The following is a 24,564-nucleotide window of genomic DNA, read 5'->3' as shown; positions in this document are numbered from 1 at the left end:
GTAATACTTTATTTCGTAACTTTGCGTTAAATTTTTTTTAATGATCACTACTGATATAGCCGTAATAGGCGCTGGTCCGGTTGGTTTATTTGCCATTTTTGAAGCCGGTTTATTAAAAATGCGTTGCCATTTAATTGACTACTTGCCGCAGGTTGGTGGTCAGCTGTCTGAAATTTACCCTAAAAAACCAATATACGATATCCCTGGTTATCCTTCTGTGTTGGCGCAGGAACTTATCGATAACTTAATGGAGCAGGCAAAACCTTTCCATCCAACATTTACTTTAGGTGAACGTATTGAAGGTTTAGAAAAGCGTGGCGAAGCCGATTTTGTTTTAACTACCAATATGGGTACCATTATCGAAGCGAAAGTTGTGGTAATTGCCGGGGGTTTAGGCTGTTTTGAGCCACGTAAACCAGCTGTAGAAAATTTAGAAAATTTTGAAAACGGTAAAGGCGTAAACTATATGATCCTGGACCCGGAGAAGTATCGCGATCAGAAAATGGTGATTGCCGGCGGTGGCGATTCTGCTTTAGACTGGACCATATATTTAGCAGAAGTTTGTTCTGAATTAACTTTAGTGCACCGAAGCGAGAGTTTCCGTGGTGCACCAGATTCTGTTGCTAAAGTAATGGCATTGGCCGAAAGTGGAAAAATCAACCTGGTTTTAAACAGCAACCTTCAGGCCGTACATGGAACTGATAAGTTAGAGCAAGTTGAAATTGTGCAGAACCGTACTATGGAAAAAACAGTGGTGGAGGCTGATCATTTAATTCCTTTGTTTGGTTTGAGTCCTAAATTAGGCCCGATCGAAGACTGGAACTTAAACATTAACAAAAGTGCTATCGAGGTTAATGTTGATGATTACTCGACAAATATCCCTGGAATTTATGCTATTGGTGATATCAATACTTACACCAATAAACTAAAATTAATTCTTTGTGGTTTCCACGAAGCTGCATTAATGAGCCACAGCGCTTATTCTTACATGAACCCAGGTGTAAAATATACCATGAAATATACAACTGTAAACGGAGTTTCAGAATTTTAAGCTTTCTCCTATATTTGTCGCTACAAATCATAAGCGTAAAAAATGGAAAACAACATTAACATATATATGCAGGAGCCGGATGGCTCGGTTACTGAACACGTTGCACCAACCGACATGGGTTTAAGCCTGATGGAGTTTTTAAAAGCATCAGAGTACGATATTCTGGCTACATGTGGCGGAATGGCGCTATGTGCTACCTGCTGTGTTGATGTATTGGAAGGCGAAGAAAAACTTAACGAAATGACAGACGATGAGTATGCCATGTTAGATACTTTGCCTGATCTGTTACCAAACTCGCGTTTAGCCTGCCAATTGCAGTTAAACAATAACATGGATGGATTAAAAGTAAAATTACACGGTGTAAGCTAGGTTGTAAAAACATATTGAATAGAAAAAGGCGATACCTAAAGTGTCGCCTTTTTTTGTTAGTCTGAATTTGTAATCTCGACAGCATAGGTTGTGGATTTGCAGTCAATACTATAGTCCTCGTTTGTAACGAGGATTTATGAGATTTGCATTTTTAATGCAATTGAATAATAGTGGCGATAAAATCGCCTTTCTCAGCTATCCTCGTTACAAACGAGGACAATAAGAGGCCAACCGAAAATTGCAAACTAATTTGGGCGTTACCCAAGCTGCGCAAGTGTCGGCTCTCCAGGGCTGCAATGCGCTCCGGTACCGATGAAACCTGTGAAACAAGCAAGCATACCATAAGTAAATAAAAGCAGATGCTTAAATCGGTACTGAACCCTTATAATCCCTCCTCCTAACGCGGATCCATCGCAATCTCGGAATTTCATTCAGCGCCCTCTGTTGCTAAACCTGATAAAGCGTAAAGCCCGGAGCGAGGCACGAGTGAGGACTTGAAGCGATAGCAGGACTACAATCCGCTACGACGACACAACCCATCATTTCCAAAAAATTAATTAGGCTATCCGCCTGGATTTGCACGCTTTAAGGATTAAAAATCCTGAGTTCCAAAGTCGGGATTACAAATCCCGACTAACAATTTATCTATTGAATATTTACCTTCTGCTTCTCTACATTCCAGCCGTACACCTCTACTGCTAAATCACTTTGTTTCCCTGTATATTCTACAGTTATTGTTTTGCTTTCGCCAGGTAAAATGCTTACATAGTTATCGTCATAAAAGGCAGGGAGTATACGTTCACCAGTATTGCCGTTTATTAAAGCTACACGATTAAAAAACGCGACCGGATTTCCTGCAGCATTACTTAAGGTTACCACTACTTTTCCGTTTTTCTGGTCAGCCACAGCAATTTTTAATGGCGTCTTTTTGATGTTTTTCAAGCCTGAATATTCACCGTCCTTACCAGGGAGCCAATAAATATTCTCACTTAAAATATTTTGCTTCTGATCTAAAATCCTTAACGAAACAAATACACCTTCTTTTTTATCCAGTTTGGTTAAAAACTCGTTCATAGGAAAAAGTCTTCTCACAGAAGATGGACCAACCGAATTGAAGGCTTGAGAGTAGAAATAATCTTTGCCATCCATATCATAAGCTTTTGCTTGTACCATCAGGTTATTTTTGGCACTAAACCCATTGTTTACAATGGTAACCATACTATCCAGAGGATTCATCATTACATGCAAGGGCTCGCTTCCTTTCCTTAAACCATATAAACAGGCGTTAGGATCAAGGTAATAATCGTACATCTGGCCTCGCATGGCTGTCCAGGGGTTTTGGGTTTTCCAGATGATGGAACCCGTATACCAATCCCACATTTTGTTAGAAAAGCCTTCCATTAATGCCCTATACTGGTCGTAATTTGCCAATTGGGCTTTCATTGCAAAATCTTCTGCACTTTTTGGCTTGCCATACGGATTAAGATATTGCTCGTATGAGATATATTTATGGTAATCCCATACCGAATCGGGTTTGGCTTTGTATTGAGGTGCAATCAGGTTTTCCTTTGGGATAAAACGAAGCAAGGAAACATAATCACCTACGCCTACTGATCCTACTTCAGAGTTATAAGGAAATGTTCTCGTACCCCAAAAAGTTTTAATATCCTGTATGCCGTACGGACCATCGCCATTTCCGCCAATGGAATTGAACGACATCTCATCGCTGTTAGAGAAATCAAAAAGTTTTCTGGTTCCATCTAAGCGTGGCAGAATATCGTTCTTTAAAGGTTCCAAAATATCTTCTGGTGGTGTAATCTCATTCCCTCCACACCAAAAAGCAAGTGAAGCATGATTTCTGATCATCTTGATCTGATCTTCAATGGCGGTTAAGGTGAGGCTATGGTCATCTGGATAATTTCTGCGTGTCCATTGGTCTTCCTTTTTCATCGGGTCTACCCAACGGCCGTTACAATCGCCACTAAACCAGAAATCCTGAAAAACCAGCAATCCATATTTATCGCAGGCATTGTAAAACTCTGGTCGCTCTAAAATAGCTCCACCCCAAATCCTGATCAGGTTCAGGTTCATATCTTTATGATAACGTACTTCTGCATCGTAGCGGGCATCGCTAAAACGTAGCATTGCATCGCTGATAATCCAGTTACCACCTTTAATAAAAATTCTTTGTCCGTTTACAAAAGTTCCCATACTCCTGGTGTGCTCATTCCAGATATTGTCAATCTGGCGGACCCCAACTTTAAGTTGCTCCTGATCTGATACTTGATTGGCCGTTACAAATTCAATTTTTACATCATATAAATTTTGTGGTCCATATCCGCTTGGCCACCATAGTTTAGGGTTTTCGAGCTGTAAATCAGGAAGTTTAACCGTAGTAGTCTTATTGGCTGCAATAGTGGTTGACTGTTTAATCAACTTTCCGGCAATTTGATATTGCAATGTACCCGAAACCGCCTGATTAGTTGGGTTTTCTACTTCAACCGAAACTTTAACGGTAGCTGGTTTTTGTTCCCCTTCGGGCAAACGCTTGCCGGGAACCAAGGTAATTACCTGTGGATTCTGGATATTAATGCTTTTGGTTTTCTCGATGGTTACTTTATCCCAAATGCCCGTGTTACGATCGCGTGTAGGCTGAATCCAGTCCCAGCCTGCTGTATATTGTGTTGTTAAACCTTTGGCAATTGTACCGTCGCCGCCCTGTCCACCATTTGGGTTACCCGGAAAATCTGGTGGATAAACGATTACAGCAAGCCTGTTTTTTCCATTTGGAGATAAAAGTTTAGTGATGTTATACTGTGCCCTAAGGTGCATGCCCACCTGGGTTTTGGGGTTAACTTTTTTTCCGTTTAAATAAATTTCGGCTTTGTAATTTATTCCCCTAAACTGCAACCAAACCTGTTCACTCCCCACAGCACGCTCTTCAAAATCTTTTACAAACCAATAAGTGTAATAATCGTTACCGGTTTTATAAACGTCTGGAATTTTCTCATTGTTCATTCCATAAAATGGATCAGGTACTTTTTTGTTGTTCAACAAAGTAGTTAATACTGTTCCAGGTACAGTTGCAGGCATCCAGTTATTAATCGAAAAACCTGCTTTCGAGATTTCTAAGCCCGAAGCATTGGCATCTTTAATGTTGGTGCATACCCAACCCGAATTTAATTCGTAACGCTGTTGTGCATTTACAATTAAAGCTGAACAGAGTAAAAAAAGTAGAAATAGTTTCCTCATTTATTTAAGACATTTTAGTTAATAATTGTTTATGGTTAATTTTAATGAGGATGTATCATAAATATAGACTTGTCATCCTGAGCTTGTCGAAGGACCTTCTACGATACCGCGCCGGGCGTTTCGATACTTCGTCAAGCTCAGCACAGGCTAAACTCAACGTAACAAATCTAGATAAACCAGACTTAGCATATAACCTCATTCTTTATCTAGAATTATTTTCCTGATATTGGTCTATCTTCTTGTTTTACACCCCACGTTGCAGATGGTTTATTGCCCATATAAATTTGCATATTTCCGCCAGCTGTTATCGCTTTGTGCAAGATATATGATTTAGTATAAGGTTTGCCGTTCAGCACAATTTTCTGAATGTACTTATTCTCCGAACTATTACCCACAACCTTTATATTAAATTTCTTATTCCCAGGCAACGAAATGATCGCATCATTAACCAATGGCGTTCCAAAAACGTAGGCCCCATTTGCCGGATTAACAGGATAGAAACCCATTGCAGTGAAAACATACCAGGCACTCATCTGTCCTACGTCTTCGTTGCCACACAATCCATCAGGCTTAGCTGAATAAAAATCTTTGTCGATTTTACGGATCAGATCGGCAGTTTTCCATGGCTGGCCTGCATAGGTATATAAATAGGGAATGTGGTGGTTGGGTTCATTTCCCTGCGCATAATTTCCAATCAATCCGCTAATATCCGGCGAACCGTTGGTTCCCAAATCTAAAGGTAAAGTAAATAGCGAATCAAGTTTATTGGTAAAAGGTTTATCTCCTCCAAAAAGATTAATCAGCCCTTCTACATCTTGTGGCACCAACCAGGTATACTGCCATGCATTCCCTTCTACGTAGTCATCTTCACGGTGTTTGGATGAAAAAGGATCGAAAGGACTTCTCCAGTTTCCATTGGCAAGTTTACCCCTCATAAACTGAACACTCGGATCGAAATATAAATTATAGAGCTTGTATCTTTTACTAAAATAAGTATAATCTGCAGTTTTGTTCATTGCCTTAGCCATTTGCGCGATACAATAATCGTCAATAGCATACTCCAAAGCCTTACCTACCGATTCGTTTACCTTATCTGCAGGAATATATTTTAATTGTTGGATATAATCAATACCATCTGTTTTCTGCATAGCCGATTGTTTTATGGCTTCATATGCCAGATTTACATCAAAGCCACGGTAGCCTTTTAAATAGGCATCAACAATAACCGGTACAGCGTGGTAACCTACCATGGTATTGGTTTCGCTACCCATTAAATGCCAAACCGGTAGTTTTCCTTGTTGTTTATAAATGGCCAACATGGTATTAACCACATCACTTACCTTATCTGGGTGAAGAATGGTGAACAATGGGTTTGCTGCACGGTAGGTATCCCAAAGGGAGAAAGTTGTTAAATTATTAAAGCTAGCCTTTTTGTAAACCTTTTTATCTGTACCGAGATAATCCTTGTTTACATCGTTAAAAAGTGAAGGTGCCACCATGGTATGGTACAAGGCGGTATAAAACACTTTTTTAGTTGTATTAGAAGCCTCAATTTTCACCTTGGCCAGTTCCTTCTCCCATTTCAAATCAGCACCTTTAACGGTCGATGCAAAATCCCAGCCTGGCAATTCTGTTTTGAGATTTAAAATGGCATTCTCGATGCTTACTGGAGATAACGCCACTTTAAACTGCAGTTTATTATTATTAATGGCATTAAAGTTAACCACAGCCCTAAGCTTTTTACCAGATAACGTTGCGCCGCTTTTAACAACGGTACTATCATAAAGTGCAATGCTTTTAATCGGTTGCGAAAGTTTAATTACAAAATATAAACGCTGATCGTTGGCCCAGCCTTTCGAATTACGATGTCCTACGATAGTTGTGGCATCAAGCTGTTTAAATGATGCAGATACAGGCGCATCCCATCCTATACCTTCAATTAAATCGATAATGATATGTGGATTCTCGGCATCTTTTTTAAAGGTATACTGATGAAAGCCTACCCTTTCGGTTGCGGTTAATTCGGCTTTAATTTGGTATTTATCAAGTAATACACTGTAATAACCAGGTTTAGCTATTTCATTTTGATGAGAAAATTTAGAAAGGTATCCATCCTGATCATCGGCTGTTTTACCCTTTTCCAGGAGCAATTTACCGGTTGCAGGCATAATCGAAATATCGCCTAAATCGCCAATACCTGTACCACTTAAATGGGTATGTGCAAAACCAGTAATGGTATTGCTTACATAATTGTAACCACTGCACCAGTCCCAACCTTCAAAAATATTGTTCGGTCCTAGCTGTACTGCACCAAACGGAACATTAGCACCTACAAAAACATGCCCATGTTTTGCTGATCCGATTAATGGATCGACATATTGGGTAAGTTTGGTTTTCTGCTGCGCAACTACATTAAGGGCGAATAGAGAGGCGGTTAGAAATAGAATAGACGAGATTTTCTTGAACTGCATGTGTGCTTATAATTTCTTACATTGAATTTAAAAGCCTAAAAGTAAAACGTTTTACGTTTATTTTCTCATAAAGGGGGAAGAATTATATAAAAAGCTCGACAAATGAGCCTTTAGCCTTCTACCATGTAAGGCATTTAAGAACATTTGAGCTTATATTTTCTTAAATGTTGTTGAAAACGCAAAGCAAATAAAGACCCTTTACTATGTTACCATAAACAGAATACATCAGCACATCCGTCATTCTCGCGCAGGCGGGAATCTTAAAGCATATTGCATTAAGATTCCCAATCAAGTTGGGAATGACGATTCCTCGCAGCCTATCAATTACCCAATCTCCAAAACAATTAACTGATCAGATTCTGTAGTGTTTAAAGTCGTAGTAATGGTTAATTTTGCTTTTTTAAAGGTATAATTTACCGGGCTTTTATCTTTCAGTAAATAGGCTTTTTTAATTTTCTTAAAGGGAACGTTTTCCAAATCCAGGGATGTCGTTTTTCCGTCTAAAATATGGATAAAAATTTTGTTATCATTTTGTGTAATGCTGCCCCAGGTTTGTGGTTTAATAAATCCTGCTTTTGTACCGTAAATACTTTCGCCGTAAATTTTGAGCCAATTGCCCAAGCCTGCTAAGCGGTCTTGAAACTCTGGCTGGATTTTACCGCTTGGCATCGGACCAATGTTTAGTAAAAGATTGGAGCCCAAACTTGCTGCTTTAACCAACATATGAACCAGTTCTTTATTCGATTTGTAATAGGTATCACTCAAATTATATCCCCATGAATTTGAAATGGTTTCGCAGGTTTCGAGCGGTAATTTATCTGATGCCTTTTGAAAACTTAAACCTGATTTATTCTCGCCAGGGAGATCGCGTTCGAACATCTGAAAATCTTCTCCTGCAAGTGGGCTAAGGTGATGGTTATTCCCAATCATACACTGTGGCTGAAGTTTGTGGATTAAACCATAAATTTCATTGTATTTCCAGTCAATCCGCGAGGTCCTGTCTTTCGATCCCTCTGGTTCGGTTTGATCCCAATGTCCATCGAACCAGATTCCACTTATTTCGCCATAATTGGTCAACAATTCGGTTAATTGGTTTTTCATAAACTGCAAATAACTGGCATAATCGCCTTTGCCAGTCCTGCCCGAGTTCTGCCCGGTACGGCCAGTTTCGTGCGGATAATCTTCTCTGCGCCAATCTAATAGTGAATAATACAGATATAGTTTAATACCTTGTTTATGGCACTCATCGGCCATCATTTTTACAATGTCTTTTTTATAAGGTGTATTCATGATGTTGAAATCAGAATATTTGGTATCCCACATACTGAAGCCATCGTGATGCCGGGTGATCAGTGTGATGTACTTCATTCCCGCATTCTTCGCCATACTCACCCATTGTTGGGCATTAAACTCAACAGGATTAAAAAAATCTTTAAGGTTGGTATAATTATGAACATTCAACTTTCGTTCGTTCATTACCCATTCGCCGCTTCCTGGTATACTAAACGGACCCCAGTGGATAAATAAGCCAAATCGGGCATCGTTAAACCATGCTCTTTGTTTTAAATTAGAGGCTGTAGGTGTGTAATCCTGTGCTTTTAACTGTAAGGCAATTAATAACACAAGGCACATTAATGTTAATTTTTTCATCAGGATAGTGGTATAGGTTGTTTAGGTTTAATCTATTGATGCGGTGGCTTTGGTTGGTTTTCCAATCACTTTATAATTTCCGTCTCCTTTTAAAATGGCCAGCATTTGCGATTGGTTGGTAAAAAGGTTCTTCGCTGCTGCCAATTCTTTATCGTACTGGAAGCTTTGCTCAATTCTTCCTTTCTCGTAAAAATAACGGCTTACAATCTGTGTCTCCAAAACCCTTTTAATTTCTGCTTTATGGCTAACCAAATCAGTTTTTTTAGATGAGGTAAGTTTATATTTAAGATTCTCCAGATCGGTTTTAACTTCTGCAGATTTATTTTCCTTTTCAGCCTCTGCCCGCAAGTCAGAAAGCAATCTTTCTGTACGGCTTTGATAAGACAGGTCTTTATCAGCAAGGCCATTAGAAAATGTGGCATAATCTGCATCAGATAACTGGAAGCCTTTAGCTGAAGCTAACGTTGGTTTTTCTTTCCTGTACTGATTTGCATAATTAAAGAATAGGTTTTTATTGATCATCGAAATCGTAATCGGACTTAACTTGGCAGCATCTACCACAATATCGGGGTAAACACCGTTGCCACTGTATACATTTCTACCCGCTTTGGTTTGATACATTACCATGGTAGAATCGGCAAAACGTTCGGCTACACCTTCGGCATTTTTATGTGCATAATCCAGCTTCTGGATGCACCTGCCTGAAGGGGTGTAATATTTAGCCACGGTTACTTTAACCAAACTGTTATAAGGTAGGTTGAAGGTTTGCTGAACCAAGCCCTTACCATAGCTACGCTGCCCAATTACAATGGCTCGGTCTAAATCCTGCAGAGAACCTGCAACAATTTCTGAGGCCGAGGCCGAATTTCCATTTACGAGTACCACCAGCGGAACGGAAGTAGAAACTGGGGTTAAAAGTGTTTTATAGGCAATCGTTTTCTCTGCATTTTTACCTTTTTGGGTTACAATAAGTTGATCTTTATTCACAAAGAGGTTTACAATTTTAACTGCTTCCTGCAAAATACCCCCACCATTATTCCTTAAATCTAAAACTACACCTTTTGGATTTTCTTTTTGAATGGCCAAAAGAGCGTCTTTGACCTCCTGTCCAGAATTTTCCAGAAATTTATCGAGCTTAATATAACCGATGCCATCGCCAACCATTCCAGAGTAAGAAACGTTAGGCTGTTTTATTTCATCACGCACCAGTTTTTTAGTAATTTCTTTGCCATCCCTAACCACCAGCAAATCAACCGGTGTTCCTTTAGGGCCACGCAGCAACTGACTAATTTCTTGCCGGTCCTTACCTTTTACTGCGATTCCGTTTATGCTCACCACCTGATCTCCTGCTTTAAGCTCGCTTTTATTTGCCGGATAACCTTCACTGATATCGTTAATAAACAGTTTTCCATCTATAAAAACAGTACTTGCACCAATACCACCGTACTGTGTGCTTACATATTTCAACTTGTAATCTTCAATTTCCGATTCGGGAACATATTCGGTATAAGGATCTAAACTATCCAACATGGCATCAATACCTGTTTTCATCAATTGAGGGGCATTGGTATCATCTACATAGTTGATGTTGATTTCTTTATAGAGTGAGGCAAAAATATCGAGGTTTTTAGATACCAGGAACAAATCTTCTTTAAATGAAAAAGATAAAGCGGCCACCCCAAAACCTGCTGCTAAAAGACCATATTTTAGTTTCTTCATTCCCTTATATTTTAATTCTAATAGCGCAGATAAATAGATTATCGCCTGTTTTAAAGATTATTTAGTAATTCTGTACAAACGTAAATGTACAAAAAGCGATAAATATTAAAAACAGCTTATTTAGGCGATGCGTAAATTAAGCGTTACGCTAAAAAAGAAGCAGTAATTACCTTATTGTTATAGAGAAATAAACTAAAGTCTGTTTCCTTTAGTATCGGCAAGTGCTTTTTGAATCGTAAATTCGATGTAGGTACGATCGCGTTTTACCAAACGCATTAAATCTTCAACTAGTTGATCTTCTTTGCCAGGCGTAAATTCTAAAGGCTCATTCGCCAGATCGCGGTATTTCCTTAAAAATTTAGTTTTTACTTTAAATGCGGTTTCAGAAGTAAGTTGAAAATTAGCCATGGCATATTTTATTTGATGCAAAAGTAAAAAATATTTGTTCAGGTTGATACCTTTTTATGTGATGTGACAAAAAAAGTGGAGATTCGCGAATTCTAAGTGCACGATAATTGTGTTAAAACTGCGTTATAAAACTTAATCAGGTGTAAAACCCACATTGTGTAAATTTTAAAAATGAAACCAGAACCCAAAAAACACGCTAAAATGGCATTTTGAGAGATTTATGGAGTCACTAACCTTAAAAAAAAGCAAATTAAACAACATGAAAAAAATCATCTTCTCTATTGTTTTCCTAACCTTGGGTTGGGCAACATCACAGGCACAAACGTTTAATCTCGGTGTGAAAGCTGGTGTTAACTTAGCCAAGTTAAATTCAGATTTCGCAAGTGAAGAAAATCGTTTAGGCTATCAGATTGGCGCTTGGGCACGTATTGGCGGTGCTAGCTTTTATGTACAACCGGAAGCCTACATTGGAAGTAAAGGCAACAAGTTTATCAGCTTTACCCAGGATAATGGGAATGAAGTTCAGGCTGAAGGAAAAGTAAAATTTACCACTTTAGATGTTCCTGTTTTGTTGGGAACAAAATTTGGGGCTAAAAATTTAAACTTCAGGTTAATGGCTGGTCCGGTTATTTCGTTTATCCTGGATGAAAACTCGACTTTTAGTTCGGCTTACCAACAGGCAACCGATTTTAGTAACTACAAAAACCAGGCATTGGGTCTACAGGCAGGTGCAGGTGTAGATGTAGGCAGCATTTCGGTTGATTTACGTTATGAAGCTGGTTTATCAAACATCAGTAAAAGCGAAAAGTACACGCAAAAACCTAACTTATTTCAATTGAGTTTAGGATTTAAAATTTTATAAGGATTAATAAGCGCCAGGTTATTTTTTCTCTGGCGCTCCCTTTAAATTCAGGTCTTTTAATCTATTTCTGATCCTCTTCATAAAAGACTTACCTGGGTCTGTTTTCTCTGTAAGATAGTTCGGATCACTTTCCCTCCATAAGCCTGTTCCAATAAACTGCTTATACTCATAATGTCCAATTATATACTCGATGGGGTATTTGGTTTTCAGGTACCGTACCAGATTTTCATTTGCCTGTAACTGTTTACCGGTTAATGGTGCTTTTTCGCTCCCTACATTTTCTACTCCAATAGCACAGTAATTTAAGCCAATAACATGTCGGGCAAATACAGAATCGGGCATTAACTGAAAGATTGTTCCATCCCTGTCGATCAGATACTGACTTGAAACATTTAACGATCCAGCCGTAGAAATGGCCTTTCTGGCTTCAGGTAAAGTTGGTTGATTAAAAGCATCGAATGTTTTCTCTAAACTTGGAATAGCGGTCCAGTGCAGCACTACCATCACTGGTTTAATAATGACATTTTCTTGTTTAATTCCATGCCTAACCTTCAGGTAATCGATACTAAGCTGCTTACGCTGATCGTCGAATATCACCGGTTTATAAAACGTTCGGAAGGTTGGTTTAGCACAGCCAGCAACCACGGCTGTTAAGAAGGATAGGAAAAGTAGTTTTTTCATCTAAATCGGGTTAAAAAGAAAATCCCCAAAATGGGGATTTTCAAAGTCCTTCAAAAATTTAGTTGGTATCCCACCAAAGTGGTGTTAACAAACGGTATTTCTCTGAATTATCGCCAACTGCTGCAGGGTTACGGGTTTGTTCGTTGGTTTCATACACCATTCCCCTTATCCATTGATTTGCATTATTGGCATCAAAAACCACAGTATTCAGATTTACCGGGCGCACCAAAGACGGGCCATAAATTGCCTGGCTAAAATCAGATCTGCGCATATCAACCCACGTTTCAGGGTTTAAGCAAAGTGTGATGTATTTTTGGCGCATAATATGGCTTAAACCTTGTGTGAGGTTTGCAAAATGGGCAGTTAAACCATCCGCTAATTGCGCTGTCCAATAAGTGTTAATTTCGGTTGCGCTAACACCAAGTTTACGCATATTGGCTTTAACGCCTTCTTCGTAAGCAGCAAGGGCACCAGCCACATCATTAGACCGTAATTTTGCCTCGGCTTCGATTAATTTAATTTCAGAATAAGTGATAAAAGGAATAGGTGAGGTTTGTTTGGTATAAAACCCACTATTACTGAACCGTCCGTAATCGTTTCCGTTTGTTTTGGTGGCATCGCCTGGCTGCCCGTTAGCCAATATACCCTGACCGCCCGCCAGGCCCGCTCCGGCTTTTAAGCCACGGTATTGCCCATCAGAAGCAGCAGGCTGCATAATCCTGCTTATCCTGGGATCTTGAAAAACGGTGTTGGTAACCGGAAATGAAGATAACATATTTACAAAAAACTGGCTCCATGCAAAATACCGTGGATCGTAAAGCGCATTATTCGGATCTGTTGTAGTAAGCACAAAACCACCCCAGCTATACCATGGATTTTCATCTGTTTGGATACCTCCTGATAAATAAGCAAACTGCGCATCCATTCCATCTGCATTAAAGGCATTACTGCAGGCCTCAATAATTTTTGCAGGATTGTACAGTGCCCCTTTTTTAGATAAATGGTTCAGATATCTTGCTTTTAATGCCCAGGCAAATCTTTTCCATTTGCTTACATCTCCCTGAAACATAATATCGCCTCCATTGGCATTAAGTCCGGTAGCGTTGGTTGTGCTACTAAAGGCAACGATGGCCTCATCCAGCAATTTATCAATACGTTGGTAAACTTCTTGTTGTTGTTGCATTTTAGGCAACAGATTTAGCTGGGTTTTACCGTCGTAATAATCATCAACCACAATTGCGCCATACTGGTCGGTAAGCAAACCAAAATTCATGGCTAACAATGTTTTTCCGGCGCCCACAAAATAAGGGCTTCCTTCTTCTTCACCTAAATTGATCAGATCGACACAATTAGGCATGGTATATACATAAGCATTCTGCCAAAGAAAGTAACTGGCGGTAAATCGCCATTGCTCTGCATTGCGGTTTGTACCTGTAAGCAATTTAGTGGTTCCGTACTGAACAAGCCCTGAAACTTCTCTGGTTCCTCTCCATAACGCCGCCCCATTTGAGGTGGTGATGGCACCAATCAAACGGCTTGCTGCAGAAATTTTCGTCGGGTTATTTGGATCTTTATTTACATCAAGATACTTCTTACACGAGGTAGTTAAAAACATACCACTGATTAATGATGCTATTATTATTTTATTTTTCATGACGATGCAATTAAAAAGTTAATCTTAAACCCATATCTACTCCACGTGTAGCAGGAATACCAAGGTTATCGAACCCGAAAGAGCCCGATCCACCTACGCCTGCACCACTTCCCGAAACTTCAGGATCTACACCTGAATATTTGGTAATCAGAACCAGGTTTCTGCCAGTTACTGTAAATGCCAAACCTTTTAATTTCGTTTTAGCCAAAAAACTGTTCGGCATGTTGTAGGTTAAGGTGGCATATCTCAATCTGTACCAACTTCCATTCTCCACAAAGTCGTATCCTTGATTAGCATAGATCGTTTGATAATAATTTTGATTTAGGGGAACCGATATCGCACTTGGTAATCCGGTAGATTCTATGATTCCATCAAAAACTTTTGATCCACGATCTAGTGTTTTTGTACTTAAGCCCGAGCGGACCAATGAATTTTCAGTTGCATTGAATACATCTCCTCCCACCCGGATATCAACCATAAACGAAAGCGAGAAATTTTTATAATTGAAAGTATTGCTAATGCCCGAAGTAAAATCGGGATTCCGATCGCCAATATTAGCTAAAGCTGTTTGCACTTGCGGATAACCGGTATTACTCAGCAATAGCTGTCCCTGAGCATTGCGTTTCCAAACATTACCATTGATACCAAATAAACTTCCGTTTAAGAATGCGGCACCCTGAGCAGCATTTGCAGCCACCCATGCATCAGATAGCTCTACCCGATCTAAAGCGCCAGGAAGTTCTTTCACAATTGATTTATTGTGAGCAAAGTTAATATCAATGGTCCATCTAAAATCTTTTTTAATAATCGCCCGTGCATTCAATACCACCTCAATCCCCTTGTTCTGAATAGCCCCGCCATTTAGATAGGTAAGGAAAGCTCCGGCTGAAGGCGGCACCCGGGTGGCCAATATCTGATTATCTGATTTACTTCTGTAATAGGTAAAATCGATACCGAATCGGTTTTTAATGAACCTTAAATCTGCACCAACCTCAAATGCCCTGGTAAACTCCGGCACGAGCTGTGGATTTCCAAATGCATTGTTGGCATTGGTAATAAAGCCGCGTGGATTGATGGTGAAAGTGTTGGTAACCGCAGCAAGGGAGGTAGTAGTAACATGTGGCGGTGCATCTTTACCCACATTCGAATAAGCCGCCCTTATTTTTCCATAAGAAAAGATCTGATCATCTGATTTCAGCTTAAGCTCTTTCAATAAATCCGTTAACACAACAGAGGTGCTGATAGCCGGATAAAAGAAAGCATTATCGCCCACCGGAATAGTAGATGTCCAATCGTTCCGTGCCCTTAGGTTTACATAAATGATATTTTTCCAGTCGAAATTAAAATCACCAAATACCCCTACAATTCTTCTGCGGTTTAAGGTTTCAGAAACAGAACGATCAGTAGCAATGGTGTTGTTTATACTCGGAAATGTTGGATCGATAAAATTAATGGCATTAGCCGTTAAAGTTTGCACCCTCGTATTTTCGATATTATTACCTATAGCCAAGCTAAAATTGTAGTCATCCGAGAAAGTTTTCTTTGCTGTGGCTATAAAAGTTGATGTGGTAATCTGATTGGTGTTGGTATTTTGCCCAATAGCACCTTTCAGGGCATCGGCTTCCAAGGTGCCCGGCATACGTACCGCCTTAAAATTCTCGGTGTACAAATCGGTACCCAGACGATAGGTTAAATTTAAAAAACTAAAAGGATTGTAATTGACATTGGCTATTCCTATAAAACGGTTGATTCCGCTGGTAATCGGTTTGTTCTGAATGGTCCAGTAGGGATTGTCATTCCCCCCGGGGAAAATCCTTTGCGAGCCATTTGGGTTTAAGTAATTGGTCATGTCGTCATTACGCGGCTAATACAAGGCCCCCATTGTCCCATTTGCACTACCTTGCGGCACAGAAGTACGATCTGTACGTACGTAATTTGCCGAGCCACCCACGGTAAGTTTTTCGCCAATTTTAGTATCGGCATTCACGCGGAACGATTTTCTTCTGAAATCGGAATTATCTACAATAGAGCCCTGATCGAGTAGTGAAGCGGAAGTATAAAAAGTGCTTTTTTCGGAGCTCCCGCTTACCGAAAGATCGTGGCTCTGAGCGAAAGCCGTTTTAAAGAAATTGTTCAGATTATCATAAACGGTTTCATTTGCAGCAAATTCCGGACCCCAAGAATTTGGAGCCGTTGTGCTAAAATTACCTGCCTCTCCCTGTTTATATTTATCCTGCAGCTCGGGTAGCCGATTTACATTATCCAAAGAAAAAGTATTCTGATAGGTAATCTTTGCGGCACCGCCTGAACCTTTTTTCGTTGTAATTACAATAGCTCCCGAAGCGGCCCTTATTCCATAAAGCGCAGCAGCAGCAGGCCCTTTTAATACCGTTAATGATTCAATATCTTCGGGGTTAATGTCAATGGCACGGTTTGACGCAGGCGCGGTACTGGCTGCAAGCCCAGCCTGGCTTACAGGCGTAGAATTGTCGACAGGAATACCGTCTACCACAAAAAGTGGTTGATTATTTCCGCTTAATGAGCTTCCACCCCTGATCATAATGTTTGCTGATGAACCTGGTGCACCACTTGAGTTGGTGATCTGAACACCCGCCACTTTTCCCTGCATGGCATTTACCAGATTCGGCTGTTGCGAATCGACAATTTCTTTGGCTTTAACATTTTGGGTAGAGAAACCTAAACTTCTTACCTCCTGCTTAACACCAAATGCAGTTACCGCCACCTCATTTAACGTTTTCGCATCCTGTTTTAGCTGAATATTAATTACCCTGTTGCTTCCAATTGGCCGTTCTTCGGTTATCGAGCCAATATAACTAAAAACCAAAATCTGATCGCTCGTGGCTTTAATGGTATAACGTCCATCAGAATCGGTGCTGATTCCTGCAGTAGACCCTTTAACTTTTACTGAAACACCCGGTAACGGCGTACCGTCATCCGCTGATGTTACTTTACCAGAAATGCTCACCTGCTGGGCAAATATTTGCCCTACCAAAAAACACATCCCCGGAAACAAGAATAGTAGTTTTTTTTTCATAAAATGATTAATTAAGGATTAGAAACTGATGAATTAATACGAAAAACGCAGATCAACACTGCCTTATCTTAAATATCACTAATATTTTCTTACTAAAAGAAAGCATCTCAGCCTTTTTACATAAAAGTTCGGCAATTGTTCCAATATGTAAAAGTATTCCACGAAATCGGCTTAGAATAAATAACTTATCAGGATATGTTTAAATCCCTAGCGTAAAAAGGCAATATTACCGGATCTGACTTATTTGAGTTTAGTTCCTAATTTAAACTTAATTTTTACTTCCTGCAATACATTTATTAACACGTAAAATTGGCATTACAACCTATTTTAAGCCCTAAGAAATGCCGATTTTTATGGTTAACAATTTAACAAAAAGAAACCATGAAACACCACCTTCTTTTACTGTTTGCTATTTTATTATCGCTCGCTACAAAAGCCCAGGATTTTAAATACGCTTTTGTAACCGATACGCATGTGGGCTCGCCTACAGGGGAAGAAGACCTTAACCGTACCGTTGCAGATATCAATACTTTGAAAGACATCGATTTTGTAATTATTACCGGCGACATTACCGAAATGGGCACCAATAATGAGCTCAGATTAGCTAAAAATATCCTCTCCAAATTAAACAAACCCTATCACATTATTCCGGGTAACCACGATACGGGTTGGTCAGAATCAGGAGGTGTAAATTTCATTAAGGAGTTTGGTAGCGATAAGTTTATTTTCGATCACAAGGGTTACCGTTTTATCGCCTGCGCCTCGGGCCCTTACGTACGGATGAGTGACGGACACATTCCAAGAGACGCCACCGTTTGGTTAGACAGTGTACTTAAAGCCACCCCTAAAGATATGCCCATTGTTTTTGCCAACCATTACCCTTTGGATAACAGTTTAGACAATTGGTATGAAGCAACAGACCGTTTAAAAAAATACAACATTCAATATGCAATATGCGGCCACGGGCACAACAACCATCCTTATAATTTTGAAGGTATTGAAGCGACCATGGGCCGCTCTAATTTAAGGGCAAAAGATAGTATTGGCGGGTATAATATTGTAAGCATGACCAAAGACACTGTGTTTTTTCAGGTCAAAAAACCAACACAGGAAATTCTTCCTGTTTGGCGAAAAATTGCACTAAAAACCTTTCAGGCCGACTCAAAAAAATATGATCGTCCTGATTTTGCCCTCAATAATAAATATCCGGCTACGAAGGAGGTTTGGTCTTACCACTCAAGTGCCAATGTGGTAAATACGCCAACTTATACTTCGAACAATGTTATTTTTGGAAACAGTTTAGGTTTAGTGGAAGCCTTGAACAAGAATACCGGCAAAAGGATGTGGGCCTTTAAAACTAAAGGTGCCATCTATTCTTCTCCTGTAGGGGTTAATGGTATGGTTATTTTAGGTTCGGGTGATGGAAATATTTATGCGCTGAATGCAAAAACTGGAAAAGAAATCTGGCATAAAGAAACAACAAATTCGGTATTGGGATCGCCAATAGTTAATGGCCAAAGGGTATACATTGGAGGCAGCGACAATACCTTTAGGTCCTTAGATATTAAAACAGGGAAAGAAATCTGGGCATTCAATGAAGTTGAAGGTTCTATAGTGGGCAAACCGCTGATTTATCAGGATAAAATTATTTTTGGATCATGGGGCAGGCACCTTTATGCGCTCGATATCAACACGGGAAAACTACGCTGGAAATGGGATAATGGCCAGGCAAACCGGATGTTTTCGCCGGCAATGGTAACTCCGGTTGCCTATCAGGACATTGTATACATTGCAGCCCCTGATCGTTATTTAACGGCCATTGATGCAAAAAATGGTAGTACGCTTTGGCGCAACAAAGAGGCTACGGTTCGCGAATCAATCGGCCAATCTGCAGATAGCACCATCATTTACGGAAAAACCATGCAGGATGAAATTGTGGCCTATAAAGCACAGGCGAAAGATCCGGGTATTTTATGGCGCTACAATGCTGGCTTTGGATATGAACATGTTCCTTCTATGCTGATCGAAAAAGATGGAAAAGTATTTTTCGGCACGAAAAATGGTGTGATTTATGCTATTGGCCCTAAACAACAAAGTACCGTTTGGGCACATAAAATAGATAATTCGATGGTCAACACGGTGAGTGTAATCGACGGTAAAAACATTCTTGTGAGTACCATGGATGGTAAAGTGGTTTGGTTAAAAACAAAATAATAAGTGTAAAAAAACCTCCTCAAAAATTAATTTGAGGAGGTTATAAAGTATTTCTCTATAAGAACTACCAGCCTGGATTTTGCTGTAACGTATTAGAAGGATACAAACTAATCTGAGCAGTTGGAATTGCCGATAAATAATTTTTCGGATCAACAAATGTTCTGGTTAAAGTTGTAGCGTAAGGAACAATATAACCATCCGTATTTCTTAAAACCTTACCATTATCAGGTACTTTGGCACCTAAGAAAGCTTCAACATTTTGAGCCCTATCTAGGTATTTTCCTTTTTTCCAACGCATCAAATCCTGATACCTAAATCCATTCATCATTAATTCTACTCTACGCTCACGTCTTATTTCCCACATCAGAGGAGAAACATCTGCATCTCTTTTCGGATCGACAATGGCAATTGCCCCAGCAGACACGTTTCCTCCACCTGTAACATTAAGCTTCGTAATTCCTGCGCGTGTTCTTAAAAGATTAACTGATTTATCCATATCACCCTGAGTAAAGGTAAGCTTACCCAATTGATCAAGGATTGCGGTAATTTCTGCATAATTAAGCAAAACTTCAGGGTAGTAAAAAATGGGTGCATCGGTTTCATTAAAGGGTGCTAATTGGTTAGAAGCCGGATTTAGAAATTTAGAGGGCCGATAACCAGTACTTGAGCTATAACCATTTACCAAAGTACCATTATAACACAAAAAGTTATCAATGGTACCTAATAAGCGGTTATCTCTATTTGCTCTAAGTGTAGTAATGGTGTTATCGCCCTGGTAAAGCGGAGACTGGCTAATAGGTAAACCATCGGTTGCAGGATAAGCCTCAACAGCTGATTTGGTTAAACCACTCATTTGAGTAGTACTGTTGGTATATCCAATTACAGAATGCGTTAATACACCGGCTAAGTATTTTTTATAAAGCAACACTTCTTTGTTTCCTGCTAAATCCATTGAGCTGTAAATACTTCTATAATCAGCATTTAAAAGATATTTTCCTGTCATCAGTTTTTCGCATGCATCTTTACCTTCGGTTAAGAATTTATCAGCATCGGGCAGTGATAATTCGGTGTGATAAACGCGATAAGAACCTTCGAAAAGACAGATTCTCGCTTTTAAAGCTAAAGCTACATCACGGTTTACTACATTGTCACCATCGTTAACACGAATATTAGCGACAGCATAATTGATATCACTTAAAACACTATCCATAACCAGCTGACGGCTATCGCGAGGTTTGTAAATCACATCAGCTTGAGAAACATCTAATGACTTGCTGATGTAAGGCACGCCACCAAAAGTTTTCACTTTATTGAAGTAATCCATGGCCCTGAAAAATTTCGCAATCCCATTCCAATGTTTTTTCGCTTCATCACTCATCGGTACTTGGCTAATCCGCTCCAACATAATGTTGGCTTTACGAACATAAGTCCAATCCCAATCTGCAGAAGTTGTTGGTGCGGTTAATGCAAAATTTTGAAATGTTGACGCATTCTGATCATCCGATAGGGTTGAGAAATAAAAATCGGCAGTTGTACCTGTTCCAAAACCTGTAAACAAGGCATAAAATCCCCAATTATAAGTCCGAACATTGTTTTCACTCGTCCAAAAATTGTCGTCAGAAAATTGGTCGGGTGTATCCACATTTAAATCTTTGGAGCAACTAGTGCCTAAGATTGCAATAAATGACAGATATAATATTGATTTAATTAATTTCATAGCTCTTAATTATAATGTTAAGTTAACACCGAAAGAATATTGTCTGTTAAATGGAAAGGTACGCCCTGTATAGCCAGCTTCTCCATCTGTCATTTCAGGATCTATTGGCGCACCTACGTTCGAAATTGTTGCGAGGTTTTGTCCGCTCAGGTAAATTCTGAATTTCTCAATTCCGTATTTTTTCAACCAGTTATTTGGCAAGGTATAGCCAATGGTTACATTCTTTAACCGGGCATAAGCCAGATTTAATAAATATTTAGATTGAGGGTAGAAGTTATTTCCGCTGGCCGGGAACTGAGCAATTTTAGTTGCGCTATTGCCAATATAAGGACGAGGATAAAATGCATTTGGATTTGAAGGTGTCCAGTAATCTAACTGGTTAGCGTACATAATATCTGCATTACCATAAGCAGGAATGATCATGGTACCCAGCCCCCAATAATCACGTTTGCCCACGCCCTGAATATATACGTCGATATCAAAGCCTTTAAAAGTTCCACCTAAGCGGGCACTGTATTGATACCTTGGTTGACTATTGCCAATAACTTTCAAATCGCCATGATCATCAGCCGTGCCTTTGCCCTGATTAATTACGCCATCGCCATTTAAATCTTTGTACTTAACATCTCCTACTCCATAAACAAAGTTTCCATTTTGTAATGCTACCTGACTAGGAGAATTTTTCACTTCGTCTGCAGATTGGAAAAAACCTTCGGTTTCGAAGCCCCAAATTTCTCCATATTGTTGCCCTACATAAAAGCCATTGTTTTGGTAGTTGGCATTGTTCTGATAAATCAGATTAGATGGATTATTCCATTTTGTAAATACCGTCTTGTTATCTGCTAAGGTTAAGGTAGCGTATAGGTTAAGGTCTTTGTTAACCGGATAGTTTAAGTCTAAACTGATTTCGTAACCACGATTTCTGAAATTTCCAGCGTTAATTTTTGGTCCGGCTGTTCCAAAAGTAGCAGGAACAGATGTTGATTGTAACATGCCTTTGGTATCTCGTTGATAATAATCTACCGATAAACCAATGTAATTTTTCCAGAAACGTATATCCGTACCAAAATCTAGTGTTTGAATTTTCTCCCAGCTTAAGGATTGTGCAACTGCAATTGGTGCTGCAACGCCCTGAACCAGTGTAGTGCCAGATGGCGTGATCCAATTAACGGAAGAACTAGTCATTGTAGGGATATAATATTGTCCACCAACGTTTTGATTTCCTACCGAACCATAAGATGCCCTGAGTTTAATGTCATCAACATAAGGCTTAATAAAGCTCATAAATTTTTCTTCGGTTAAACGATAACCTGCGGAAGCTGAAGGGAAAAAACCCCATCTATCCAATTTAGAAAAGGCTGATGAACCATCGTATCTTCCGTTTACTTCCAATAAGTATTTACCCTTATAGTCGTAATTAAAACGCCCAAAATAACCCGCATAGGCACCAACCGGATATGAAATTGTACCATTTACGGTACCATGGTAGCCACTGGCTAATTGCGTACCTACAGCTAATGCCAATTCACCTCTTGTGGGATCTAAAACTGTATTTTTAGCAGCAGTAAATTGAACATTGTCGTAGTTTTCGGAATTTACACCAGCAGTAAGTTTAATATTATGGTCTGAAGCAATCGTTTTTTGATACGTTGCGTATGCATTAAGCGTGTTAACCATGTTTCTGGTTTCACCATAGCTTACAATATCCTGCGATGCGGTTGCAATATTTGCAACAAGTGGCGGCGTGCCCGCTGTCCAGAAATCGATCGCATTTATAGGCCCTCCAACTTCATGCCTTAAAGCATTAGCTCTACCCAGCGTATAATCAGCACGGATGCTTAAATCTTTTGTGATTTTAATGGTTGCGCCAAGATCCACACGACTGTAATTTTCGGTTACGTTAGATGTTTGTGCATTGGCCAGGTAAGCAGGTGTATGCCTGAAATAATTTCCATTATATTTACCGTAAGGGAAGTAAGAACCCCATCTCCAGAAATAGTACCAGTAGTTTTGGTACTGATACGGATAATTGTATTTAAAGTTTCTGAAGAGAAGTTTCGCATCTACATCCAACCATTTGGTTGCAGCGACGTTTATCGAACCGCTGATGTTATATTTATTAATTTCATCAGGATTTAATTTGAAAACACCACCCTCATTTGCATAACCGCCAGATAAATAATAGCCAATTTTATCGCTTCCACCCTGTAAGCTTAAATTATGGCTAGATTGTGCAGTATAATCTTTTAGCATTTCCTTTTTCGGATCCCAAACTTTATAGAAATAAACGCGGCCATCTACGTAATCAAAATCCTGACCCAAAATCATATCATTTCCAGTATTTGTTGCCGCATATTTATTCTGCCAGTTGGCAATCCCGTCTCTGAGCTTAGTCAACTGCATACCAAAAGTTTCAGGTGAGGTTGTGCCTGCCCGCACCGATGCATCATAAAGCGCTTGTAATTCGTCAACAGGATTAGCAAAATCTGCCAGTACCGTAGGCTTGTTCCAAGAGAAGTTATTGGTGTATGATATTTTTGTTGGAAGATTTTTCTTACCTGATTTGGTTTTAATTAAAACGACTCCAAACGCCGCCCTTGCTCCATAAATTGACGTTGATGCAGCATCTTTTAGAACGGATACACTCTCAATATCGGCCGGGTTAATGATGGAAAGATCGGGAGTTTCTACGTTATCAACAATAATTAACGGTCTACTATTTCCATTTATGGAACCAACTCCTCTAATATTAATGTTAGGCCCTGCAGTTAACCCACCATTGCCATACGTAATGGTTAAACCTGGAACAACACCTTGTAATGCTTTTGTAGGATCGTTTAATGGTTTACTCCCAAAAGTTTTTGCAACATCTACCGTGGTTACTGCACCGGTTAAGTTTGCCTTTTTCTGCGTACCAAAGCCCACAACAACGACTTCCTGAAGCCCTTGTGAATCGGAGGCCAATGAAACATTAATCGTATTGCTCGCGCCCACAGTTTTTTCTTGAGTGGCATACCCTATAAAAGAAAATACCAGAACATCGCCTTTGTTGGCTTTTATGGAATATGCTCCGTTTCCATCTGTTTGTACTACGGTTGTTCCTGTTTTTACCCTAACAGAAACCCCTGGTATTGGCCCATCCTCTGATGTAACCTTACCCGTAATGGTGGTTTGTTGCGCAATGGCATGAGCCACCAGCAAAAATACACCAAGAAAGATTGATAGTAATTTTTTTTTCATAAACACTAGTTAATGCTATTTGTTGTTAGTTTAGATTCACAAACACGCAGAATACCGCATACTCCTGAATTTTAAGTAAATATCATAATTGTTTTCCACTTATTTACAAATATTCAGGCGATAAGTACTGTAATTAGTTTGATATTATTGCAAAAAACCGCACAAAAGCGCAATTAAATAGATTCTAATCTCATTTTAATACTATAAATTTTTAATAAAAA

15 protein-coding genes are annotated in these 24,564 nt (G+C 39.5%); 4 read left to right on the top strand and 11 right to left on the bottom strand.

Annotated features, from left to right (window positions below; translation table 11 throughout):
* Positions 1-40 precede the first annotated feature (40 nt).
* A complete protein-coding gene (locus HDC90_RS09870; protein WP_184465845.1) occupies positions 41-1,051 on the top strand; it encodes an NAD(P)/FAD-dependent oxidoreductase in 1,011 nt (336 codons plus the stop codon).
* A 42-nt stretch (positions 1,052-1,093) separates the two neighbouring features.
* Complete coding sequence (locus HDC90_RS09865; protein ID WP_025141835.1) at positions 1,094-1,420, top strand: 2Fe-2S iron-sulfur cluster-binding protein; 327 nt, start codon at positions 1,094-1,096, stop codon at positions 1,418-1,420.
* A gap of 645 nt (positions 1,421-2,065) precedes the next feature.
* On the opposite strand, the gene HDC90_RS09860 is transcribed toward HDC90_RS09865, so the two are convergent.
* From HDC90_RS09860 to HDC90_RS09840, 5 genes are all read right to left on the bottom strand, one after another.
* Positions 2,066-4,672 carry a glycoside hydrolase family 2 TIM barrel-domain containing protein gene (locus HDC90_RS09860; RefSeq protein ID WP_184465843.1) on the bottom strand — a complete coding sequence of 869 codons (2,607 nt, stop codon included), beginning with the start codon at positions 4,670-4,672 and terminating at the stop codon, positions 2,066-2,068.
* 212 nt (positions 4,673-4,884) lie between these two features.
* Positions 4,885-7,143 (bottom strand): GH92 family glycosyl hydrolase, encoded by a 2,259-nt coding sequence (locus HDC90_RS09855; protein ID WP_184465841.1) that lies wholly within the window; start codon positions 7,141-7,143, stop codon positions 4,885-4,887.
* 324 nt (positions 7,144-7,467) lie between these two features.
* On the bottom strand, positions 7,468-8,793 hold the full coding sequence (locus HDC90_RS09850) for an alpha-L-fucosidase (protein ID WP_184465839.1): 1,326 nt from the start codon (positions 8,791-8,793) through the stop codon (positions 7,468-7,470).
* A 27-nt stretch (positions 8,794-8,820) separates the two neighbouring features.
* On the bottom strand, positions 8,821-10,512 hold the full coding sequence (locus HDC90_RS09845) for a S41 family peptidase (protein ID WP_184465837.1): 1,692 nt from the start codon (positions 10,510-10,512) through the stop codon (positions 8,821-8,823).
* Positions 10,513-10,704: 192 nt separating this feature from the next.
* Positions 10,705-10,920, bottom strand: a complete 216-nt coding sequence (locus HDC90_RS09840) for a hypothetical protein (protein ID WP_010599278.1) — start codon at positions 10,918-10,920, stop codon at positions 10,705-10,707.
* A 259-nt stretch (positions 10,921-11,179) separates the two neighbouring features.
* On the opposite strand from HDC90_RS09840, the gene HDC90_RS09835 reads away from it, so the two are divergent.
* A complete protein-coding gene (locus HDC90_RS09835) occupies positions 11,180-11,782 on the top strand; it encodes a porin family protein (protein ID WP_184465835.1) in 603 nt (200 codons plus the stop codon).
* Between the two features lie 18 nt (positions 11,783-11,800).
* Here the strand turns inward: HDC90_RS09835 and HDC90_RS09830 are convergent, their stop codons facing one another.
* Genes HDC90_RS09830 through HDC90_RS09815 form a run of 4 tightly spaced genes read right to left on the bottom strand, consistent with a single transcriptional unit; the run spans position 11,801 to position 17,172 of the window.
* Positions 11,801-12,463, bottom strand: coding sequence for an N-acetylmuramoyl-L-alanine amidase (locus HDC90_RS09830; RefSeq protein ID WP_184465833.1), 663 nt, complete (start codon positions 12,461-12,463; stop codon positions 11,801-11,803).
* Between the two features lie 58 nt (positions 12,464-12,521).
* Positions 12,522-14,117 carry a SusD/RagB family nutrient-binding outer membrane lipoprotein gene (locus HDC90_RS09825; RefSeq protein WP_184465831.1) on the bottom strand — a complete coding sequence of 532 codons (1,596 nt, stop codon included), beginning with the start codon at positions 14,115-14,117 and terminating at the stop codon, positions 12,522-12,524.
* Positions 14,118-14,127: 10 nt separating this feature from the next.
* Entirely contained in the window at positions 14,128-15,966 is a 1,839-nt protein-coding gene (locus HDC90_RS09820) for a TonB-dependent receptor (protein WP_184465829.1), read from the bottom strand.
* A 15-nt stretch (positions 15,967-15,981) separates the two neighbouring features.
* Positions 15,982-17,172 (bottom strand): TonB-dependent receptor plug domain-containing protein, encoded by a 1,191-nt coding sequence (locus HDC90_RS09815; RefSeq protein WP_184465827.1) that lies wholly within the window; start codon positions 17,170-17,172, stop codon positions 15,982-15,984.
* A gap of 381 nt (positions 17,173-17,553) precedes the next feature.
* Between HDC90_RS09815 and HDC90_RS09810 the strand changes: the two genes are divergently transcribed.
* Positions 17,554-19,386, top strand: coding sequence for a PQQ-binding-like beta-propeller repeat protein (locus HDC90_RS09810; protein WP_184465825.1), 1,833 nt, complete (start codon positions 17,554-17,556; stop codon positions 19,384-19,386).
* A gap of 64 nt (positions 19,387-19,450) precedes the next feature.
* Here HDC90_RS09810 and HDC90_RS09805 read toward each other — a convergent pair whose 3' ends face one another.
* A complete protein-coding gene (locus tag HDC90_RS09805; protein WP_184465823.1) occupies positions 19,451-21,103 on the bottom strand; it encodes a RagB/SusD family nutrient uptake outer membrane protein in 1,653 nt (550 codons plus the stop codon).
* A gap of 9 nt (positions 21,104-21,112) precedes the next feature.
* Positions 21,113-24,343, bottom strand: a complete 3,231-nt coding sequence (locus tag HDC90_RS09800) for a TonB-dependent receptor (protein ID WP_184465821.1) — start codon at positions 24,341-24,343, stop codon at positions 21,113-21,115.
* Between the last annotated feature and the right edge of the window lie 221 nt (positions 24,344-24,564).

Origin of the sequence: Pedobacter sp. AK013, from assembly GCF_014205835.1 — a bacterium.
Taxonomy (GTDB): domain Bacteria; phylum Bacteroidota; class Bacteroidia; order Sphingobacteriales; family Sphingobacteriaceae; genus Pedobacter.
This window is presented reverse-complemented; position numbering and strand designations above follow the sequence as displayed.

Bases quoted from the DNA above. Each gene is read 5' to 3' on its own strand.
- HDC90_RS09845 (WP_184465837.1), bottom strand. From the start codon at position 10,512: ATGAAGAAACTAAAATATGGTCTTTTAGCAGCAGGTTTTGGGGTGGCC.
- HDC90_RS09870 (WP_184465845.1), top strand. From the start codon at position 41: ATGATCACTACTGATATAGCCGTAATAGGCGCTGGTCCGGTTGGTTTA.
- HDC90_RS09815 (WP_184465827.1), bottom strand. From the start codon at position 17,172: ATGAAAAAAAAACTACTATTCTTGTTTCCGGGGATGTGTTTTTTGGTA.
- HDC90_RS09850 (WP_184465839.1), bottom strand. From the start codon at position 8,793: ATGAAAAAATTAACATTAATGTGCCTTGTGTTATTAATTGCCTTACAG.
- HDC90_RS09825 (WP_184465831.1), bottom strand. From the start codon at position 14,117: ATGAAAAATAAAATAATAATAGCATCATTAATCAGTGGTATGTTTTTA.
- HDC90_RS09835 (WP_184465835.1), top strand. From the start codon at position 11,180: ATGAAAAAAATCATCTTCTCTATTGTTTTCCTAACCTTGGGTTGGGCA.
- HDC90_RS09830 (WP_184465833.1), bottom strand. From the start codon at position 12,463: ATGAAAAAACTACTTTTCCTATCCTTCTTAACAGCCGTGGTTGCTGGC.
- HDC90_RS09800 (WP_184465821.1), bottom strand. From the start codon at position 24,343: ATGAAAAAAAAATTACTATCAATCTTTCTTGGTGTATTTTTGCTGGTG.
- HDC90_RS09860 (WP_184465843.1), bottom strand. From the start codon at position 4,672: ATGAGGAAACTATTTCTACTTTTTTTACTCTGTTCAGCTTTAATTGTA.
- HDC90_RS09855 (WP_184465841.1), bottom strand. From the start codon at position 7,143: ATGCAGTTCAAGAAAATCTCGTCTATTCTATTTCTAACCGCCTCTCTA.
- HDC90_RS09805 (WP_184465823.1), bottom strand. From the start codon at position 21,103: ATGAAATTAATTAAATCAATATTATATCTGTCATTTATTGCAATCTTA.
- HDC90_RS09840 (WP_010599278.1), bottom strand. From the start codon at position 10,920: ATGGCTAATTTTCAACTTACTTCTGAAACCGCATTTAAAGTAAAAACT.
- HDC90_RS09865 (WP_025141835.1), top strand. From the start codon at position 1,094: ATGGAAAACAACATTAACATATATATGCAGGAGCCGGATGGCTCGGTT.
- HDC90_RS09810 (WP_184465825.1), top strand. From the start codon at position 17,554: ATGAAACACCACCTTCTTTTACTGTTTGCTATTTTATTATCGCTCGCT.
- HDC90_RS09820 (WP_184465829.1), bottom strand. From the start codon at position 15,966: ATGACCAATTACTTAAACCCAAATGGCTCGCAAAGGATTTTCCCCGGG.